The sequence below is a fragment of the Geminocystis sp. GBBB08 genome (assembly GCF_016743215.1).
In the GTDB taxonomy this organism is placed as follows: domain Bacteria; phylum Cyanobacteriota; class Cyanobacteriia; order Cyanobacteriales; family Cyanobacteriaceae; genus Geminocystis.
In genome coordinates, this window is record NZ_VRZC01000081.1 from 1 (window position 1) to 16,752 (window position 16,752).

Sequence of the window (16,752 nt, forward strand, 5' to 3'; positions counted from 1 at the left end):
CCTTTTCCCCTGACTAATGTTGCAAAATAAACATTCCATCACCAAAAGAATAAAAACGATATTTTTCCTCAATAGCTTGTTGATAAATATTCATCAATCTTTCCCTCCCAATTAAGGCACTAACTAACATTAATAAACTAGATTTGGGTAAATGAAAATTAGTAATTAAACCATCTATTACTTGAAAATCATAACCCGGATAAATAAACAAGTCAGTTTTACCTTTAAATGGTGCTAGTTTTTGTTGCTGTTTATAGGCACCTTCTAAAGTTCTAACTACTGTTGTACCAACTGCAATTACTTTTCTGCCCATTTTTTTGGTTTGTTTGATAGCGCTAATGGTATTTTTATTGACTTCTATCCATTCTTGGTGCATTTCATGGGTTACAATATCTTCTACCTCTACGGGGCGAAAAGTCCCTATTCCCACATGAAGTGTTACCATAGCCAGATTAATTTGTCTTTCTTTTAACTCTTTCAATAATCTTTCAGTAAAATGTAACCCAGCAGTAGGAGCGGCGATCGCCCCTTGCCTTTTAGCATAAACAGTTTGATATTGTTGAGAATTGGCTTCTGAGTTAGTAACATAGGGGGGAAATGGAATATTACCCACTTGAGCTAAAATTTGCCAAAAAGATTTAGAGTCATTTACCTCAAACTGTAAAAAACGCCCTCCAGTTGCTTTATCTTTACCAATAACAGTAGCTTTCAGAAGAGAGGAATCACCAAAAAAAATTTCACTACCCACAGTAAAACGTTTACCCGGTTTTACCAAAGCTAACCAACAATTATTTTCTATTTCCTCAACTAATAATACTTCAACTTCTGCACCTGTGGATTTTTTACCATATAACCGAGCAGGAATAACACGGGTATCATTTAAAACCAATAAATCCCCTGGAAATAATAAATCAGGTAAATTACAAAAAACTGTATGACTAATAGTATTATCAGGTTTAACTATTAATAAACGAGAGCTATCCCTAGGTATCACGGGATTTTGAGCGATTAATTCTGGAGGTAAATAATAATCGTAACTAGATAACTGCTGATCGAGATTCATGATAAAAATAAGGGATTGTTAAAAAGTGTTAAGAAAATTAAGCAAAAGTGGACTCAATACTGCACAATGATCTGCGAAGACAAATAAAATATCTTCAAAAAATAAATCGGCAATTGTAACCCTTTCAGGTTATACTGACTGAGAGAAAACTACTATCATTAAACATTGATAGCAATTTTCGCAATTTTAAGATCAGTTTAGCTAATATTCTGATTTAATAATTAATCAATACTATTTAATATTTTGTTTGGAGGAATCCATCAATGAGTATCGTCACGAAATCTATCGTGAATGCTGACGCAGAAGCACGTTATTTAAGTCCTGGTGAGTTAGACAGAATCAAAGCATTCGTTACTTCCGGTGAATCTCGTTTACGCATTGCTGAAACCTTAAGTGGTGCTCGTGAGCGTATCGTTAAAGAAGCTGGTGATCGTTTATTCCAAAAACGCCCTGATGTTGTTTCCCCTGGTGGAAATGCTTATGGTGAAGAAATGACTGCTACCTGTTTGCGTGATATTGACTACTATCTACGTCTCATCACCTATGGAGTAGTAGCAGGTGACGTTACTCCCATCGAGGAAATCGGCTTAGTTGGTGTAAAAGAAATGTACAAATCTTTAGGTACTGACACTGGTGCAGTAGCTCAAAGTATCCGTGAAGCTAAAGAAGTTGCAACTGGACTTCTCTCTTCCGATGATGCTGGTGAAGCAGGTTCTTACTTCGATTATGTTATCGGAGCTTTACAATAGGTTTTAGCTAAAAATCCCTAAGCCCTATTTGTGCTCAATAATTTTACCCTAGTAAAAAACTAAGCAAAAGTTAATTAAGAAAGGAAAACAACAATGCAAGACGCAATTACTGCTGTAATCAACTCCTCCGATGTGCAAGGTAAGTACCTTGACGCTAACGCTTTAGGAAAATTAAAATCTTATTTTCAAAGTGGTGCTCTCCGTGTTCGTGCGGCTAGTGTTATTAGTGCTAACGCTGCCACCATCATTAAAGAAGCTGTAGCTAAATCCTTATTATATTCTGACGTAACTCGTCCTGGTGGTAATATGTACACCACTCGTCGTTATGCAGCTTGTATTCGTGACTTAGACTACTATCTCCGTTATGCTACCTATGCTATGTTAGCTGGTGATGTTTCTATTCTTGATGAACGTGTACTCAATGGTTTAAAAGAAACCTATAATTCTTTAGGTGTACCCGTAAGCTCTACCATTCAAGCTATCCAAGCTATTAAAGAAGTAGCGGCTAGTTTAGTTGGTGCAGATGCTGGAAAAGAACTAGGTGTTTACTTAGATTACATCAGCTCTGGTTTAAGCTAATTGATTACGATTATTCAGTAATTAACGCTTCAAACTTAACCAAAGGTTAGGAAAGTCCAAAGTGAGTGCTAGTTTGATTAGACTGAAATACGGCTTAATTGATTTAGTATTGAATCTTGACTCCTAACCGTTGTCATTGGAATTTTACATAATAATTAGAAATAAAAATTAACTGTTTTTATCTATAAACAAACTAATTTTCAAAAAGTTTAAAAGAGATTTAACCATCCAGGAGATAAATCCCCATGAGAATGTTTCAAGTAACTGCTTGTGTACCAAGTCAGACCAGAATTAGAACTCAAAGAGAATTACAAAATACTTATTTTACTAAATTAGTTCCTTATGATAACTGGTTTAAAGAACAACAAAGAATCCAAAAAATGGGTGGTTCTATTGTTAAGGTTAAATTAGTTACTGGTAAGCCAGGAGCTAACGCTGGGTTACTTTAAGATTATAATTTTTGATTATATTTGGGCATAAAAATAAGGGTAAGAATTAATCATTCTGCTCTTATTTTTTGTTTTTAAAAAGTATTAAATTTTGTTGCATGATCGCCTCAATTAATGTAATAATGGGAGATTGTCTGAATAGTTTGTCCCTTCAGAAATAGTGACTTGAATTTGATCCTCAAGATATAGCTATATTGGGCAAATGAAGCAGTTTTTTGATGCCTTAGAGATAAAATAATTACCCATGAAAACCAGTTGGATTAATCGTGCCAATCGTTTAAGTGCCTTACCGCCCTATGTTTTTGCCCGTTTAGATGAATTGAAAGTTAAAGCCAGAGAGCAAGGTTTAGATTTGATTGATTTAGGCATGGGTAATCCTGACGGTGCAACTCCTCAACCAGTTATTGAGGCGGCAAAAGAAGCCTTAAATATTACGAAATATCACGGTTATCCACCTTTTGAAGGTACAACAGATTTTCGTCAGGCGATCGCCAATTGGTATTATAGACGTTATCAAGTTGACTTAAGTGCCGATAGTGAAGCATTACCGCTATTAGGCTCAAAAGAAGGTTTATCTCACCTTGCTTTAGCCTATATTAATCCAGGAGATACGGTTATTGTACCTAGCCCATCTTATCCGGCTCATTATCGAGGACCTGCTATTGCTGGAGGGAATATTTATGCACCTATGTTAACAGCACAAGAAGATTGGGTGTTGAATTTAAGTACAATTCCAGAAAATGTTGCTCAAAGAGCGAAAATTCTTTACTTTAATTATCCGAATAATCCTACCAGTGCCACTGCTCCCCGTAGCTTTTTTGAAGAAGTGGTATCATGGGCAAAACACTATGAGATTATGTTAGTTCATGATTTAGCTTACGCTGAATTAGCTTTTGAAGGTTATGAACCCACTAGCTTATTACAAATTTCAGGGGCTAAAGATATTGGTGTTGAATTTCATACCCTTTCTAAAACCTATAATATGGCTGGTTGGCGAGTCGGTTTTGTGGTAGGTAATCGTGATATTATTCAAGGGCTACGAACTTTAAAAACTAATCTTGATTATGGGATTTTTAGCGTTATTCAAGCGGCGGCACAAACTGCTTTACAATTACCTGATACTTATATTCATGAGGTGCAACAACGGTATCAACAGCGTCGAGATTTTGTCATTGAAGGTTTAAGTAAGTTGGGTTGGGAGATGAAACCGTCTAAGGCTACTATGTATTTATGGGTAAAAGTACCTCGTAATTCTAATTCTACGGATTTTGCTCTTGATTTACTACAAAATACTGGTGTAGTGGTAACTCCGGGAAATGCTTTTGGGGAAGGAGGAGAGGGTTATGTGCGTATGAGTTTAATTGCTGATTGTGATCGATTAGGAGAAGCCTTACAACGTTGGCAAAAAGCCGGAATACGTTATTAATTCTTGCTCATTTCTTATTCTTCATTCCGATGAATTGATTTGTCTAAAAATGGTTGCTTTTCTGCCTAATTTTTCGTCAATTTCTAATTTAATTTTGATATAATTAGATGGAAATTTAGGTAGTAATTCAGACCATTCAATGGCAGTTATTCCCTCTTCAACTTCGATACCTTGCCAATAATTTTCTAAATATAAATCTTTTATTTGTTCTGATTTTAGGCGATATAAATCAATGTGATAAAGAGGTATTTTTCCTTCGAGATATTCATTAATTAAAGTAAAAGTAGGACTAACAATCGCCTCTTTAATTCCTAATGCTTCTCCTAATCCTTGAATTAAAGTCGTTTTTCCTGCACCTAAATTGCCACTTAATAATAAAACACTATTGAGAGTTAATTCATTGGCTAATTTTTGCCCTAATTTTTTTGTTGCCCACTCATCAGGAAGTAAAATAATTTCTTGATTTTTTTCACTCATATTAATCATGAATAATGAAATTAATAGTTAATATAGCATCCTAAATGATTCGTGGCAAAATAAGGACTACAAATTTAAAGGCAAGGGGTTTAAACTCCTTGTTGAATAATAAGTAAAACATTATTTCCTATCTTTAAATATTTCACAACTGATTTAGTATTGCTATATAGCAATAGTTAATAGTTAATAATTAATAGTGTTTAATTCTTTTAGTCTTTTCATCTTAACCCTTGATTATCTTACAGTTCATGCGTTCTGGTGATAACTTTTATGATAAGATGGAAAGTTGTTGATTAAATAAATTATTACAAATTATCATGAAAGTAGGACAAAAAGTTAAAATTTGTCGTCTTAAAGAAAAAGTAGGATCTGAAATTATTGAAAAAGCACAACAAGGGCAACAAGGGGTAATTAAATCTTTTAAAATGACTGATGGTAGTGGTATTGGCGTATTTGTTGAATTTGCTGATGCCACTACTAACTGGTTTTTTGAAGACGAAGTGCAAGTAGTTAATTAAGAATAACTAATTAGGAATGAGTAATTAACAATTAACAATTAATTCAGATCTTAATCAATGTTATCTTCTTCTTATTCATTTCTTAAATTATGACTGATACCATCGCAATGTTAAAACCAGATAACTTTAAGGTAATAAAAGATGCTTATTTAGGCGGTTTATTACAACTTAGTGAAAATAAACCTCTCAATTTTAATAGTGATTTAACTAATTGTATCCATAAAATTCGTCAACAAGGAGCAAATAAAGTTGTTAAATTACATATTCCTAATGATAAAGACGAGGATTGGCGTTTTACTAATTTATCAGATTTACAAATGCAAGATTGGCATTTAGCAAAAGAAAATAAGTTAAATACTTCTGTTTTAGATGGATTTATTTTACCAGAAGCATCCCATTCTCGTTTAGTTTTTGTTAACGGTTTTTATTCGCCTAATTTATCAGATATTTCGGCGTTAGATGATCATAATATTTATTTGGGTAATTTAACTAATTTAGATAGTGATAAAACAGCTAAAATTAGTCAATATTTGAGTAAAAATGAGCCAGAGAATGAAGTTTTTACTGCTTTAAATTCCGCAGGAATTACCGATGCTTTTGTGATTTGGATAAAGGCTAATACTATCGTTAATTTACCTATTCATCTTTTACACCTCACTGCTAGAGATAATTTTCCTAGTTTTACTCAACCTCGCATTTTAGTTATAGGGGATGCTAATTCCCGCCTTAATTTTATCGAATATTATGGGGCTGTTACCTCTGGATGTTCAGATTCTGCTAAACAAGAATATTATTTAACTAACGTTGTCACAGAAATTCATCTTGAAGATAATGCCCAAGTTAACCATACTCGCATTCAACGAGAATCCGGAGATACTTTTCATCTAGCTAAAACGAATGTCTTTCAAGCTCGAAATAGTCAATATAATATTAACGAAGTTAGTTTAGGTAGTAAATTATATCGTCATAATCTCCATATCAACCAAGAAGGAGAGCAAACAGAAACGAATCTTAATGGTTTAACTATGTTACAGGGTAGGCAAATAGGGGATACTCACAGTGAAGTTAGTTTAAGTAAACCCCATGGAATTGTCAATCAACTCCATAAATTCATTATTGATGATTCAGGGCGTGGTGTGTTTAATGGTAAAGTTTGTGTTCCCAAATTAGCACAATTAACTAATGCCTCTCAACTTAATCGTAATTTATTATTATCATCAAAGGCACGGATTAACACAAAACCTGAGTTACAAATCACTGCTGATAATGTAAAATGTGCTCATGGTGCAACAGTAAGTCAACTCGAAGTCGATGAGATTTTTTATCTTCGCAGTCGTGGGTTAAATGAATATGATGCTAGACATTTATTAATAGATGCTTTTGCCGCAGAAATTATCGATAAAATTCCTTATAATTCTCTTAAACAAAGATTAACTCAATGTATTGCTTGTCGCACTTTAGATTAATTTTTATAATATTAGGACGACAATTAAAATACAAAATACATTTGATAAAACATCTCGGAATAAGCCTTTTAGGGCTAAAGCCCAAACTACAAGCAGGAATTTAAGAATCCTTAACTAATCATTTACAGTTAGCTGATTTAAGGTTTCTAATTTACCGAATAATAAGATGTTATCTCCGGCTTTAATATCTTTATCTATATCAGGAAAATGAATATATTGGTTTTTACGTCTAATGCCCTGAATCACTACTCCTGATTGTTTTTGTGCTTTAATTTCCTCTAGTTTTTGAGTTGCTAAATCTTTATTTTTAGGGATTGATACCCAAAGACAAGATTCTCCTTCTTGGGGTAGCATTACTTTTTCTTTTGCCAAATAATCAAATGCTTCAAAATCTTCTGATGCCCCTATTAATAATAATTTATCATCTTTTTCTAAGACAGTGTAAGCAGGAGGATAGTCTAATTTTTCCCCATTAGCACGTTTAATTTTAATAACACTTACCCCCGTTAAACGGCGTATATGGGCTTTTTCAAGAGTTACACCAATCAAGGGAGAATCAGCTGGTAAAGCATACCATTTATTATTCATGGTGCTTACGGCTTCTTCTAATTCTCTTAAAATTTCTTCCTCAGAACGTTCAGGTTGTAATGTCTGGTATTGAGATTGTCTTATTTGTTGAATTTCTTGTTGAATGTTTATTTTTGGTAATCCTAATACTCTTAATAAATGCCCTGAAAGTTCTAAACTGGCTTCAAATTCAGGTTGAATAACTTCTTTTGCCCCTAGTTGATAAAGCATTTCAATATCTTCGGCATCGTTAGCTCGTACTACCATATCTAATTCTGGGTTGAGTTGTAATGCTCTTTTGACGCATAATCTCGAACTCATGGAATCAGGTAAGGCGATCGCCATTGCTTTTGCACTACAAATTTCTGCTTTTTCTAAAACTAATAAACTAGAGGCATTACCGTAAAGATAAGGTATTTGTTTGTGTCTAAGTTTTTTGATTTTTTCTTCAGATTGATCTATAACTAATACTTGATGACCTTGATTTAACAGGAGTTTGACGACATTTTTACCAACTCGTCCATAACCACAAACGATTACATGAGCTTCAAGGGTTAATTCTTGGGTTATTTCGGGGGATTTTTCTAATTTGTTGAACCAACCTTCAAAATTAGGGGAGGACTCCAAATTAGATAAAATAACAGGTAAAAATTTTAGGACAAAAGGTGTAACTACTAAAGTCATAGCAGTAGTACCTAAAATCAACATATAAATATTTTGAGAAATTAAGTCAAAATCACGACCTTTATCGGCTAAAACGAAGGAAAATTCACCAATTTGGGCTAATCCTAATCCAGCGATAATAGCAGTTTTGAGGGGATAACGAAATAAGATTACTAAAGGAGTGATAATTAATGATTTGCCTAAAAATACGAGAGAAACTAAACCTAAAATTAGGGCTAAATTATGCCAAAGGAAGATCGGATCAATTAAAATACCAATAGAAACGAAAAAGGCGGCGGCACAAATATCTCGTAATGGTTCAACATAATCAAGGGTTTGATCGGAATATTCTACTTCCGAAATCATTAAACCGGCTACGAATGCACCCATTTCTGTGGATAAACCAATTTCTCCCGTTAATGAGGCAATACTTAAGCATAAAGCCACCACACCTAATAAAAAGATTTCTTTACTTTCAGTTTTGGCTAATAATTTTAAATATGGTGGAATTAACCACTTACCAATGACAATGGCACTTAAAGCAAATAAAGTTAATTTCAATAAAGCAACTGCAATAGCAACGCCAATTTCCTCCATCGGTTGATTTAAAGCTGGTAAAACGGCTAACATTAAGCCTAATGCTAAATCTTGGATGATTAAAATACCAAGCATAACTTGACCATGAGACGTTGAAGTTTCATTGGATTCCATCAAGGCTTTAATGACTACGGCGGTAGAAGAAAGAGAAAGAAGTTCACCTAAAAAGATGCCTTCAGGTATAGATGCGACCCATCCTACCGTCACAGAAATAAACGCAGTAATGGCAATAGTTAAAGCAAGTTGTAAACCACCACCACCTAAGCTAATATTTCTAACTTTGTTTAATTCTCCAAAGGAAAATTCTACCCCGATGGCAAATAGCAAAAAGGTTACTCCTAATTCGGCGATGGTTTCCACTATTTCGTAATCGTGAATTAAGCCTAATTCAAAAGGACCTAAAATAATTCCTGCTAATAAATAGCCTAAAATAACTGGTTGTCGTAATATCGAAGCTAATAAGCCACCGATGGCTGCTGCGGAAAAAAGTGCGATTAAATCAGTCATTAACGTTGTTTAGTTTTTTTTGGCTTATATAATACTTATAATTTTTTAAATTAATACTAGATTAATCAAAAAATTAGCAAAAATATAGAAATTATCCTTAAGGATAGCAACGCCTTTTTTTACAAGTCACACTATAATTATCGATCTTAAAATGTTAAAAAAAAGCGTGAGGGGGAATAGTATCAAAACTAACAAACGTTATACTAGCAATAGGACTTTTCGCCCCTCTCAAAAATAAATTACGCTTTACGAGAGTAGAACTCAATTACGAGTAGTTCGTTGATATTTAAAGCAACCCATTCTCTTTCAATAATGCCGTTAACTTTACCTACGAGATTATTTTTATCATATTCTAAATGACTAGGAAGATTTGCTAAACCGGGGTTAAGTAGATTATTTTTCACAATATTAACAGAGCGATCTCTTTTTCTAACGCTGATAACATCCCCGGGGCGACACTGATAACTAGCAATATCTACCACTTGATCATTAACCAAAATATGACCATGATTCACTAATTGACGAGCACCAGGAATTGTTGGTGCCATGCCAAGGCGAAAAACGGTATTATCAAGACGCATTTCTAATAATTGTAATAATACTTGACCTGTAGAACCAGTTACTCTACGAGCTTTTTTGACATAACGAATTAATTGTGTTTCGCTGACACCGTAGTTATAACGAAGTTTTTGTTTTTCTTCTAAACGGATGGCGTATTCTGAACGTTTACGACGATTTTGTCCGTGTTGTCCGGGGGGATATTGACGACGAGCATTTTTACGAGTTAAACCGGGTAAATCCCCTAAACGACGCACTACCCTCAAGCGAGGTCCTGTATATCGAGACATAACTTACTAATTTCTCCTAATATTTTTTTTTATAATTAGAGCCAAATATACTATTGTACATTAAAAATCTTAATTCGCAAATAGTTAGACGGAAAAAGAGTTCATTTTAATAGACATTAGCTGTTAGTTTGGAGTTTGGAAATAAAGTTGCAAAAGACACCATATTGATGATTAATTAATTACCTGAGTTCGGAGTTCGGAGTTCGGAGTTAAAATTAACAGATTTTGATAAAAAGAGTAAATAAATTGATTTTTTTCTTTTCAATCCTTTGATTGACTAATCAATGTTCGAGAGCACTTTAAGTGCGAAACCTGCTACCAGATACCTGAAACCTTCCTAAACCCAATATTATTGCATCGAACTGAGGTTAATGATTATGTTTAGTCTTAAGTTAGAACTAAAACTTAATAACAAAGAAAAAACTCTTATGGCACAACACGCTGGGTTTTCTCGCTTTGTCTATAACTATGGTTTAGCTTTAATGAGAAGTATAGATCATCAAGAAATTAAGGGTAGTTCTAGCAAAAAGATTGACACAATTAAAAAGTTATTTACTAATTACACGAAGAAACAACCTGAATTTGCATGGTGTAATAGTTTATCTTCTAGGGTATATCAAAATGCCTTTCGAGACTTGAAAAATGCCTACTCAAGATACTTTCAAGGGTTAGGGGAGCAACCTGTCTTTAAAAGTAAGAAAGATAAACAATCATTGAGAGTGGAATCGAGTAATGGTAAAGTATTATTAGAAGTAGGAAAAAAGATTAAAGTGCCAACTTTAGGTACTTTTAGATTGAAAGAGGCAATTCCTTTTTCTTGTGTTTCTCAAACTTTCACTTTCACTATCAGTAAATCGGCAGATAAATGGTTTGTTAGTTTCTCAATTGATGCAGATAGATTACCGCCTTTGATCCATGAGGTAGTTGAGGCAGTAGGCATTGACTTAGGTTGTAAAACTTTTGCGACTCTGAGTGATGGTAATGTAATTGAAAGTCCACGTCCTTATTTAATTAGAGTTTTTAGCCTTAAAAATATTTAACGGATCTTTAACTTTCAATATCATTTTTAAAAGTCGAAACTTCTTGAGAGAATGTCTATGATTACCAGTGAACAAGCCGATAGAAACCAAAAACTATACAAACAAACTCTCATTCGTTTGGGAGAAATGTTGAAAATTTTGAAACAAGGAGATAATAGTCGTAATCGAGAAAATATTAAAGCCCATTGTGACTATTTATCCAATCAAGGTAAAAAACAAAATCTGTTTGGGTGGGTAGAAGTCATGGAAACGGCAAAAGCTGCCATTGTCAAAGAAGAAAATGACTATGTAAAAACTACAAAATTAATCATAAAAGAGATCAAAAACGCTGGAGAATATTTAGTCAAAAATGAAATTAATGCGATTTGTCTGACAGATGAATTAAGACATTTAGCACCCCAATCGAGATCAAGATTAATGGATGTGGAAACTATTTATGCAGATATGAGAGCGGAAATACCTCCAGAAGAAGTTCAGTATAGTAAAAGTACTATTGAAAAAGATTTATGGCGAGAAACCTATATAGAGACTAATTCATCAATTCCTCAACAGTTAGAACCAGAAAATTATAATCAAATTCTTGAGTCTTCCGAAGATGATGATAGTGATATATTTAATAGTATAAATATATCTGATGATGACGGTTTATTAGATGAATGGTTAGAAGATGATTCTTTCGCCGATAGTAGTGAGCAAGTTAGTGCTGTATTTTTAACACAACAAGACATTTTTGAGGATACCAATAACTCTGATAATGAGGAGGACGAAATTAATAGTTTGTTTGATGATCAAGATGATGAGAATTTTAATATTGATATTGACGAAGGGCAAACGGATAATATTATCGAAAACAGTATTGATGATGATTCATTCGATGATTGGGAATTTTTCCCTGATGAAGAAGACAATATAGAGGATAACAATGATTTTGAGGATATACCAGATTTCTTGGAAGATAATCAATCACCAAAATCCGCACAATTTGACTATAAGGCTACTGTAATTCAAAGCGAAATAGAGGACTTAGATCATTTATTTGATGATGTGGCTAGAAGTACTGTCATTATAGATGATCCTCAAGAAGAATTAATAAATATAGTACGAAATCTTGATGATTTAGATATAGAAGATGATTTTCCTAGTACTGGTACTTTTAATACTTTTCAAATTTTACAGCCCATCAAATCAAAATTAATTCCCGTGGTTTTTTATGATGAGTTTGAAGAATTAAATACTTTCATACAAAGTAGTTTTCCTTGGTGGGGAGAAGATTCTTTAGATGATTTAGAATCTCTGATCAACAATTTTGTCATTAATTACTATGAAGATCAAAGCGATTTAGAAAGATTAGTCAATTCATCCCCAAAACATTTAGAAGAAGTAGATTGGCAACATTTGGCTGATACCATTGAAGATGTACAAGATTCGGCATTTACTCGAAATAGAATCAAAACTTTTATCCCTCAAAATGAACCTTCTATCGATTCAGAGTTGAGTGATTTAGATCAGTTATTAGCTGAAGCAGGAAAGACTACTAAAAAAGCACAAAAATGGGTTCCTCCGGGTAACAAAGCCGGGAATAATATTCAAGCTAAAACTTTTGAACAGAGTATGAGAGTACCAGTTAAACAACTGGATAACTTAAATAACCTTGTAGGAGAAATGGTAGTTCGTCGTAACCGCTTAGAAGAAGATCAGGATAAATTAAGACAATTTTTAGATAATCTCCTTTCCCATGTGCAAAATTTGAGCGATGTAGGTGCTAGGATGCAAGATACCTATGAAAAAAGTCTGATGGAAGGTGCTTTAATTGATAGCCGGAAAAAAAATGAGGCTACGGTAAAAGCTCAATTAGCAAGGGCAGAAGGCAGAAATGATTCCATTTATCTTGGTGATGGTGGTAAAAAAAATAATGGTAATAATAGCGAAAGTAAACAATTTGACTTACCTGAATTAGATGAATTAGAGCTTGATCGTTTTACAGGCTTTCACCTTTTAGCTCAAGATATTTTGGAGTTAATTGTACGGGTGAGAGAGTCAACTTCTGATATTCAATTCCTTGTGGATGAAACAGATCAATTAGGTCGAAATTTGCGTCAAGTAACAACACAGTTACAAGAAGAGATCAATAAATCTCGCATGGTTGCTTTTGCTCAAAATGCCGATCGCCTTCCTTTACCTATCCGTAAAATTGCACAGGGATATGACAAACAAGTACAACTAAAAATTGAAGGGCGAGACGTTTTAATTGATAAAATGATCCTTGAGCATTTATGGGACCCTCTTTTACAAATAACCAAAAACTGTATCACTCATGGTATTGAATTACCCCAAGAAAGAGAAGAAATTGGAAAACCTCCCATCGGTACAATTACTGTCAGAGCTTTTTTACAAGGACCACAAACTGTAATTTCTATTTCTGATGACGGTGCTGGAATCGATCCTCAAAAAATCAAAAGAAAAGCGGTTCAAAATAAACTTATTACCCCCGAACAAGCTAAAAATTTAAAAGATCAAGAAACTTACGAGTTTTTATTTAACGCTGGTTTTACCACTAAAGAAAAAGCTGATAGCCATGCGGGAAGAGGGGTTGGTTTAGATATTGTGCGGACTAAATTAAACGAAATTAGAGGTAGTGTCACGGTTGATTCAACTCTGGGGCAAGGAACAACTTTTACTATTCGCTTACCTTTAACTTTGAGTATTGGTAAAGCCTTATGTTGTATGAATGATAATGCTCGTATCGCTTTCCCCATTGATGGAATTGAAGATACAAAAGACTATTCGGCCAATGAAATTAAAGTTAATGCTCAAGGGCAAAAATGTATTCTTTGGAAAAATAATTTATTACCTTTTCGCCCTCTCAGTACTTTGATGAGTTATAACCGTCAAATCACTCGTAGTATTATTTATACCAATAATCAAGAAGAGGAAACTATTCCCATTGTTATTTTACGAGGGGGTAATAATTTATTAGCAATTCAAGTAGATCAAGTATTAGGACAAGAAGAAATCGTTATTAAACAAATTTCAGGTCCCTTACCTAAGCCTAAAGGTATTGCAGGAGCAACGGTTCGCAGTGATGGTATTGTTATGGCTATTGGCGATGTTATTGAACTGATTGAGATTGCTCAAGGTAACTTAAGTACTAAAGTTCATGTTGATATGCCCCATGGTATTCATGGCGATCGCACTATTGCTGAAAAAACAAAAGCTCAACCCTTAGTCTTAATAGTAGATGACTCCATTACCGTAAGAGAAATGCTATCTATCAGTTTCAAGAAATCGAATTATCGAGTTGAACAAGCCCGAGACGGACAAGAAGCATGGCAAAAATTACAATCAGGTTTGCCTTGTGACATTGTTTTCTGTGATATTGAAATGCCTCGCATGAACGGATTAGAGTTATTACAGCATATGCAAGAAGATCCTGATTTATCCCATATCCCCGTAGCAATTCTGTCGTCTCGTGGTGCAGAAAAACATCAAAAAATTGCAGCGGATTTAGGAGCTTCAGCTTATCTGATTAAGCCCTATGTAGAAAAAGATCTCATTGATTCAGCCAAAAGAATGGTAGAAGGGGAAGTATTGTTACAAGGTAGTACTAAAAAACCAAGGGTTAAAGTAAATAAATCTACTTTACCTCCTCAACAACAGAATAATTCTAACGTCAAGCAAAAAATCAAATCAGCACCAATGGTATTAATTATTGACGATTCGGTGGTGGTAAGAGAAATGTTATCCATGACTTTTAAAAAAGCGGGTTATCAAGTCGAACAAGCTAGAGATGGGCAAGACGCATGGGATAAAGTAGCAGAAGGTTTACCTTGTGATCTGTTATTGTGTGACATTGAAATGCCTCGCATGAACGGTTTAGAGTTATTAGCTAAAATGCAACAGGACGAAAAATTATCGAAATTACCCGTAGCGATGGTAACATCTCGTGGGGCAGAAAAACACCGAAAAATTGCCGCTGATTTAGGGGCAAAAGCCTATTTTACTAAACCTTATTTAGAAGAAGAATTACTTAATGCTGCCCAAAAATTAATTAAAGGCGAACAATTAATTAACAATTCCTAATTAGAGGTTGCTGTTGGGAATCATAAGGTTATTAAAATACAGGGGTTAGACGTATTACATTAACAAAAAAGTGCCGAGTTTTCACCGATTTTATTCAAAAATTGCACATTTTTCTGATGATTTTCTCTGAAACTATAGCAAGGGTAGCAAAAGATACTTGATCAAGTTAAGAATGACACTAAACACCTTGATTTATAATTATTTAACCTGATACCCGATACCTAACACCTGATACCTACCCTCACCAAAATACTATGAGGCAACCCCTAATTACTTATTTAATCGGTCCTTCAATACTAGCACTAAAAAATTGTCTCACTAGAGGATTATCTGTAGTGTCAATTTCTTTAATATGACCATCCCATTGAAATTTTCCATGATATAAAAAAACTAAGCGATCGCCAGTACGACGAATAGTACTATTTTGATGTGTCACCATAACATAAGCATTACAAGCATTGCAAGTACTTTGTAAATGGCGAACTAAATCTTCTACCACCGTAGAAGCAATGGGATCAAGACCAGCAGTTGGTTCATCATACAAAATAACTTCAGGTCTTTCTTCTGGTTTTTCAGGATTAAAAATCATTGCTCTTGCAAAACTAACTCTTTTACGCATCCCCCCTGACAATTCCGCTGGGTAAAGATTTGCCGTTTCAAGGGGTAAACCTACCATTTCTAAGGCATTATTAACAATTTCTTTAATTTTATTATGGGATAATTGCGAATGTTGGTATAAGGAAAAGCCGATATTTTCTCTTACTGTTAAAGAGTCAAATAAAGCAGCTTGTTGAAATACCATACTAATGATCATCGAGTTTTGATGATCTTCTATCAATCCTACTCTTTTTTGTCCTCTAATATATATCTCTCCTTCATCCGGTTCGGTTAAACCTGCTATAATTCTCAAAATAGTTGATTTACCTGTACCACTAGGACCAATAATTACTAAAGCATCACCTTCATAAATTTTTAAATCCGCATTATCTAAAATAACTTTATCACCGAAGGATTTAGAAACTCCCTTTAATTCTATTATTGGTTCTGATATACTCATCGACTTCTATTATAAATAGCAGTTTTAATTGTTACAATCTTTTTCCACTTCTCCATAGATTTTTTTCCATGCTTTTAGTTGTTTTTCATTCTTAGAATCTATAGATTTTACTTGAGAATTTTCAGCATAAAAAATTTCGTTAGTTTTAGCTGTAATACCAGCTTTTGAACATTCTGTAATTTCTTTAAATGCCATCGGTTTATCTTCGTCATTTTCTGTTCTATCTTCTACCTTTTCAGAGGCTTTTTGATCAACAACTTGAGATTCATTGTCTGATTTTACTTCCGCTTTTTCTGTGCTTGTAGAAGTTGATTCTTCTTCGGCTTTTTTGATTTCTTCAGAAGCTTTTTTTTCTTTGTCATAATCAGACTTTATCTCTGCATTAATTTTTAGGTTTAAACCTTCTAATGTTTGGCGTACGCTTTGTGTGCTGTTGGCATCGCAACCAACCATAAAAGTACTAATAATTAATAACATCCAAATAATTATTTTCATCTATTTTACCCTCACAAACAGTTAATTTATTTCACTAACATTATTTGACAACTCCCCGCCTATCACGGCTAGGATTCTTCCTTCACTAAGTGATGCCTTGTAAAAGCAGTACCTTTACTCGGTCTTACTCTCTCTCCAGAAGCTATAGCGATGTGTCCCACCGCTTTTAAA

The 16,752-nt window shown here is 34.0% G+C and carries 14 protein-coding genes; 8 read left to right on the forward strand and 6 right to left on the reverse strand.

Going from position 1 to position 16,752, the window contains the following annotated elements; translation table 11 throughout:
• Positions 1–13: 13 nt before the first annotated feature.
• Complete coding sequence (queA, locus tag FWJ34_RS11500) at positions 14–1,063, reverse strand: tRNA preQ1(34) S-adenosylmethionine ribosyltransferase-isomerase QueA (RefSeq protein WP_308255462.1); 1,050 nt, start codon at positions 1,061–1,063, stop codon at positions 14–16.
• A gap of 263 nt (positions 1,064–1,326) precedes the next feature.
• Between queA and FWJ34_RS11505 the strand changes: the two genes are divergently transcribed.
• The 4 genes from FWJ34_RS11505 to FWJ34_RS11520 all read left to right on the forward strand — a co-directional run bounded on the left by FWJ34_RS11505 (position 1,327) and on the right by FWJ34_RS11520 (position 4,266).
• The gene (locus FWJ34_RS11505) at positions 1,327–1,812 is read left to right on the forward strand and encodes an allophycocyanin (RefSeq protein ID WP_308255463.1); all 486 of its coding nucleotides are present in this window, start codon (positions 1,327–1,329) and stop codon (positions 1,810–1,812) included.
• A 93-nt stretch (positions 1,813–1,905) separates the two neighbouring features.
• Positions 1,906–2,391 (forward strand): allophycocyanin subunit beta, encoded by a 486-nt coding sequence (gene apcB, locus FWJ34_RS11510; RefSeq protein WP_308255464.1) that lies wholly within the window; start codon positions 1,906–1,908, stop codon positions 2,389–2,391.
• Positions 2,392–2,636: 245 nt separating this feature from the next.
• Positions 2,637–2,840: a phycobilisome linker polypeptide gene (locus FWJ34_RS11515; RefSeq protein WP_308255465.1), complete on the forward strand. Its 204-nt coding sequence runs from the start codon at positions 2,637–2,639 to the stop codon at positions 2,838–2,840.
• Positions 2,841–3,084: 244 nt separating this feature from the next.
• The gene (locus tag FWJ34_RS11520) at positions 3,085–4,266 is read left to right on the forward strand and encodes an aspartate aminotransferase (RefSeq protein WP_308255466.1); all 1,182 of its coding nucleotides are present in this window, start codon (positions 3,085–3,087) and stop codon (positions 4,264–4,266) included.
• A gap of 21 nt (positions 4,267–4,287) precedes the next feature.
• Here the strand turns inward: FWJ34_RS11520 and tsaE are convergent, their stop codons facing one another.
• Entirely contained in the window at positions 4,288–4,743 is a 456-nt protein-coding gene (gene tsaE / locus FWJ34_RS11525; protein WP_308255475.1) for a tRNA (adenosine(37)-N6)-threonylcarbamoyltransferase complex ATPase subunit type 1 TsaE, read from the reverse strand.
• A gap of 317 nt (positions 4,744–5,060) precedes the next feature.
• Here tsaE and FWJ34_RS11530 point away from each other — a divergent pair, with 317 nt between their 5' ends.
• Positions 5,061–5,261 (forward strand): DUF2862 domain-containing protein, encoded by a 201-nt coding sequence (locus FWJ34_RS11530; protein ID WP_308255467.1) that lies wholly within the window; start codon positions 5,061–5,063, stop codon positions 5,259–5,261.
• Positions 5,262–5,350: 89 nt separating this feature from the next.
• Positions 5,351–6,727 (forward strand): Fe-S cluster assembly protein SufD, encoded by a 1,377-nt coding sequence (sufD, locus tag FWJ34_RS11535; RefSeq protein WP_308255468.1) that lies wholly within the window; start codon positions 5,351–5,353, stop codon positions 6,725–6,727.
• 114 nt (positions 6,728–6,841) lie between these two features.
• On the opposite strand, the gene FWJ34_RS11540 is transcribed toward sufD, so the two are convergent.
• Together FWJ34_RS11540 and rpsD are read right to left on the reverse strand one after the other, a co-directional pair.
• Complete coding sequence (locus tag FWJ34_RS11540) at positions 6,842–9,061, reverse strand: cation:proton antiporter (protein ID WP_308255469.1); 2,220 nt, start codon at positions 9,059–9,061, stop codon at positions 6,842–6,844.
• Positions 9,062–9,300: 239 nt separating this feature from the next.
• Positions 9,301–9,909, reverse strand: a complete 609-nt coding sequence (gene rpsD / locus FWJ34_RS11545) for a 30S ribosomal protein S4 (RefSeq protein ID WP_308255470.1) — start codon at positions 9,907–9,909, stop codon at positions 9,301–9,303.
• A gap of 377 nt (positions 9,910–10,286) precedes the next feature.
• Between rpsD and FWJ34_RS11550 the strand changes: the two genes are divergently transcribed.
• The gene (locus tag FWJ34_RS11550; RefSeq protein WP_308255471.1) at positions 10,287–10,949 is read left to right on the forward strand and encodes a transposase; all 663 of its coding nucleotides are present in this window, start codon (positions 10,287–10,289) and stop codon (positions 10,947–10,949) included.
• Positions 10,950–11,006: 57 nt separating this feature from the next.
• Complete coding sequence (locus tag FWJ34_RS11555) at positions 11,007–15,029, forward strand: response regulator (protein ID WP_308255472.1); 4,023 nt, start codon at positions 11,007–11,009, stop codon at positions 15,027–15,029.
• Between the two features lie 274 nt (positions 15,030–15,303).
• Here FWJ34_RS11555 and FWJ34_RS11560 read toward each other — a convergent pair whose 3' ends face one another.
• The gene (locus tag FWJ34_RS11560) at positions 15,304–16,086 is read right to left on the reverse strand and encodes an ABC transporter ATP-binding protein (RefSeq protein WP_308255473.1); all 783 of its coding nucleotides are present in this window, start codon (positions 16,084–16,086) and stop codon (positions 15,304–15,306) included.
• A 24-nt stretch (positions 16,087–16,110) separates the two neighbouring features.
• Entirely contained in the window at positions 16,111–16,581 is a 471-nt protein-coding gene (locus FWJ34_RS11565) for a hypothetical protein (protein ID WP_308255474.1), read from the reverse strand.
• Positions 16,582–16,752 lie beyond the last annotated feature (171 nt).

Bases quoted from the DNA above. Each gene is read 5' to 3' on its own strand.
- FWJ34_RS11520 (WP_308255466.1), top strand. From the start codon at position 3,085: ATGAAAACCAGTTGGATTAATCGTGCCAATCGTTTAAGTGCCTTACCG.
- apcB (WP_308255464.1), top strand. From the start codon at position 1,906: ATGCAAGACGCAATTACTGCTGTAATCAACTCCTCCGATGTGCAAGGT.
- FWJ34_RS11540 (WP_308255469.1), bottom strand. From the start codon at position 9,061: ATGACTGATTTAATCGCACTTTTTTCCGCAGCAGCCATCGGTGGCTTA.
- FWJ34_RS11530 (WP_308255467.1), top strand. From the start codon at position 5,061: ATGAAAGTAGGACAAAAAGTTAAAATTTGTCGTCTTAAAGAAAAAGTA.
- FWJ34_RS11505 (WP_308255463.1), top strand. From the start codon at position 1,327: ATGAGTATCGTCACGAAATCTATCGTGAATGCTGACGCAGAAGCACGT.
- FWJ34_RS11560 (WP_308255473.1), bottom strand. From the start codon at position 16,086: ATGAGTATATCAGAACCAATAATAGAATTAAAGGGAGTTTCTAAATCC.
- sufD (WP_308255468.1), top strand. From the start codon at position 5,351: ATGACTGATACCATCGCAATGTTAAAACCAGATAACTTTAAGGTAATA.
- queA (WP_308255462.1), bottom strand. From the start codon at position 1,063: ATGAATCTCGATCAGCAGTTATCTAGTTACGATTATTATTTACCTCCA.
- FWJ34_RS11515 (WP_308255465.1), top strand. From the start codon at position 2,637: ATGAGAATGTTTCAAGTAACTGCTTGTGTACCAAGTCAGACCAGAATT.
- FWJ34_RS11555 (WP_308255472.1), top strand. From the start codon at position 11,007: ATGATTACCAGTGAACAAGCCGATAGAAACCAAAAACTATACAAACAA.
- tsaE (WP_308255475.1), bottom strand. From the start codon at position 4,743: ATGAGTGAAAAAAATCAAGAAATTATTTTACTTCCTGATGAGTGGGCA.
- rpsD (WP_308255470.1), bottom strand. From the start codon at position 9,909: ATGTCTCGATATACAGGACCTCGCTTGAGGGTAGTGCGTCGTTTAGGG.
- FWJ34_RS11550 (WP_308255471.1), top strand. From the start codon at position 10,287: ATGTTTAGTCTTAAGTTAGAACTAAAACTTAATAACAAAGAAAAAACT.
- FWJ34_RS11565 (WP_308255474.1), bottom strand. From the start codon at position 16,581: ATGAAAATAATTATTTGGATGTTATTAATTATTAGTACTTTTATGGTT.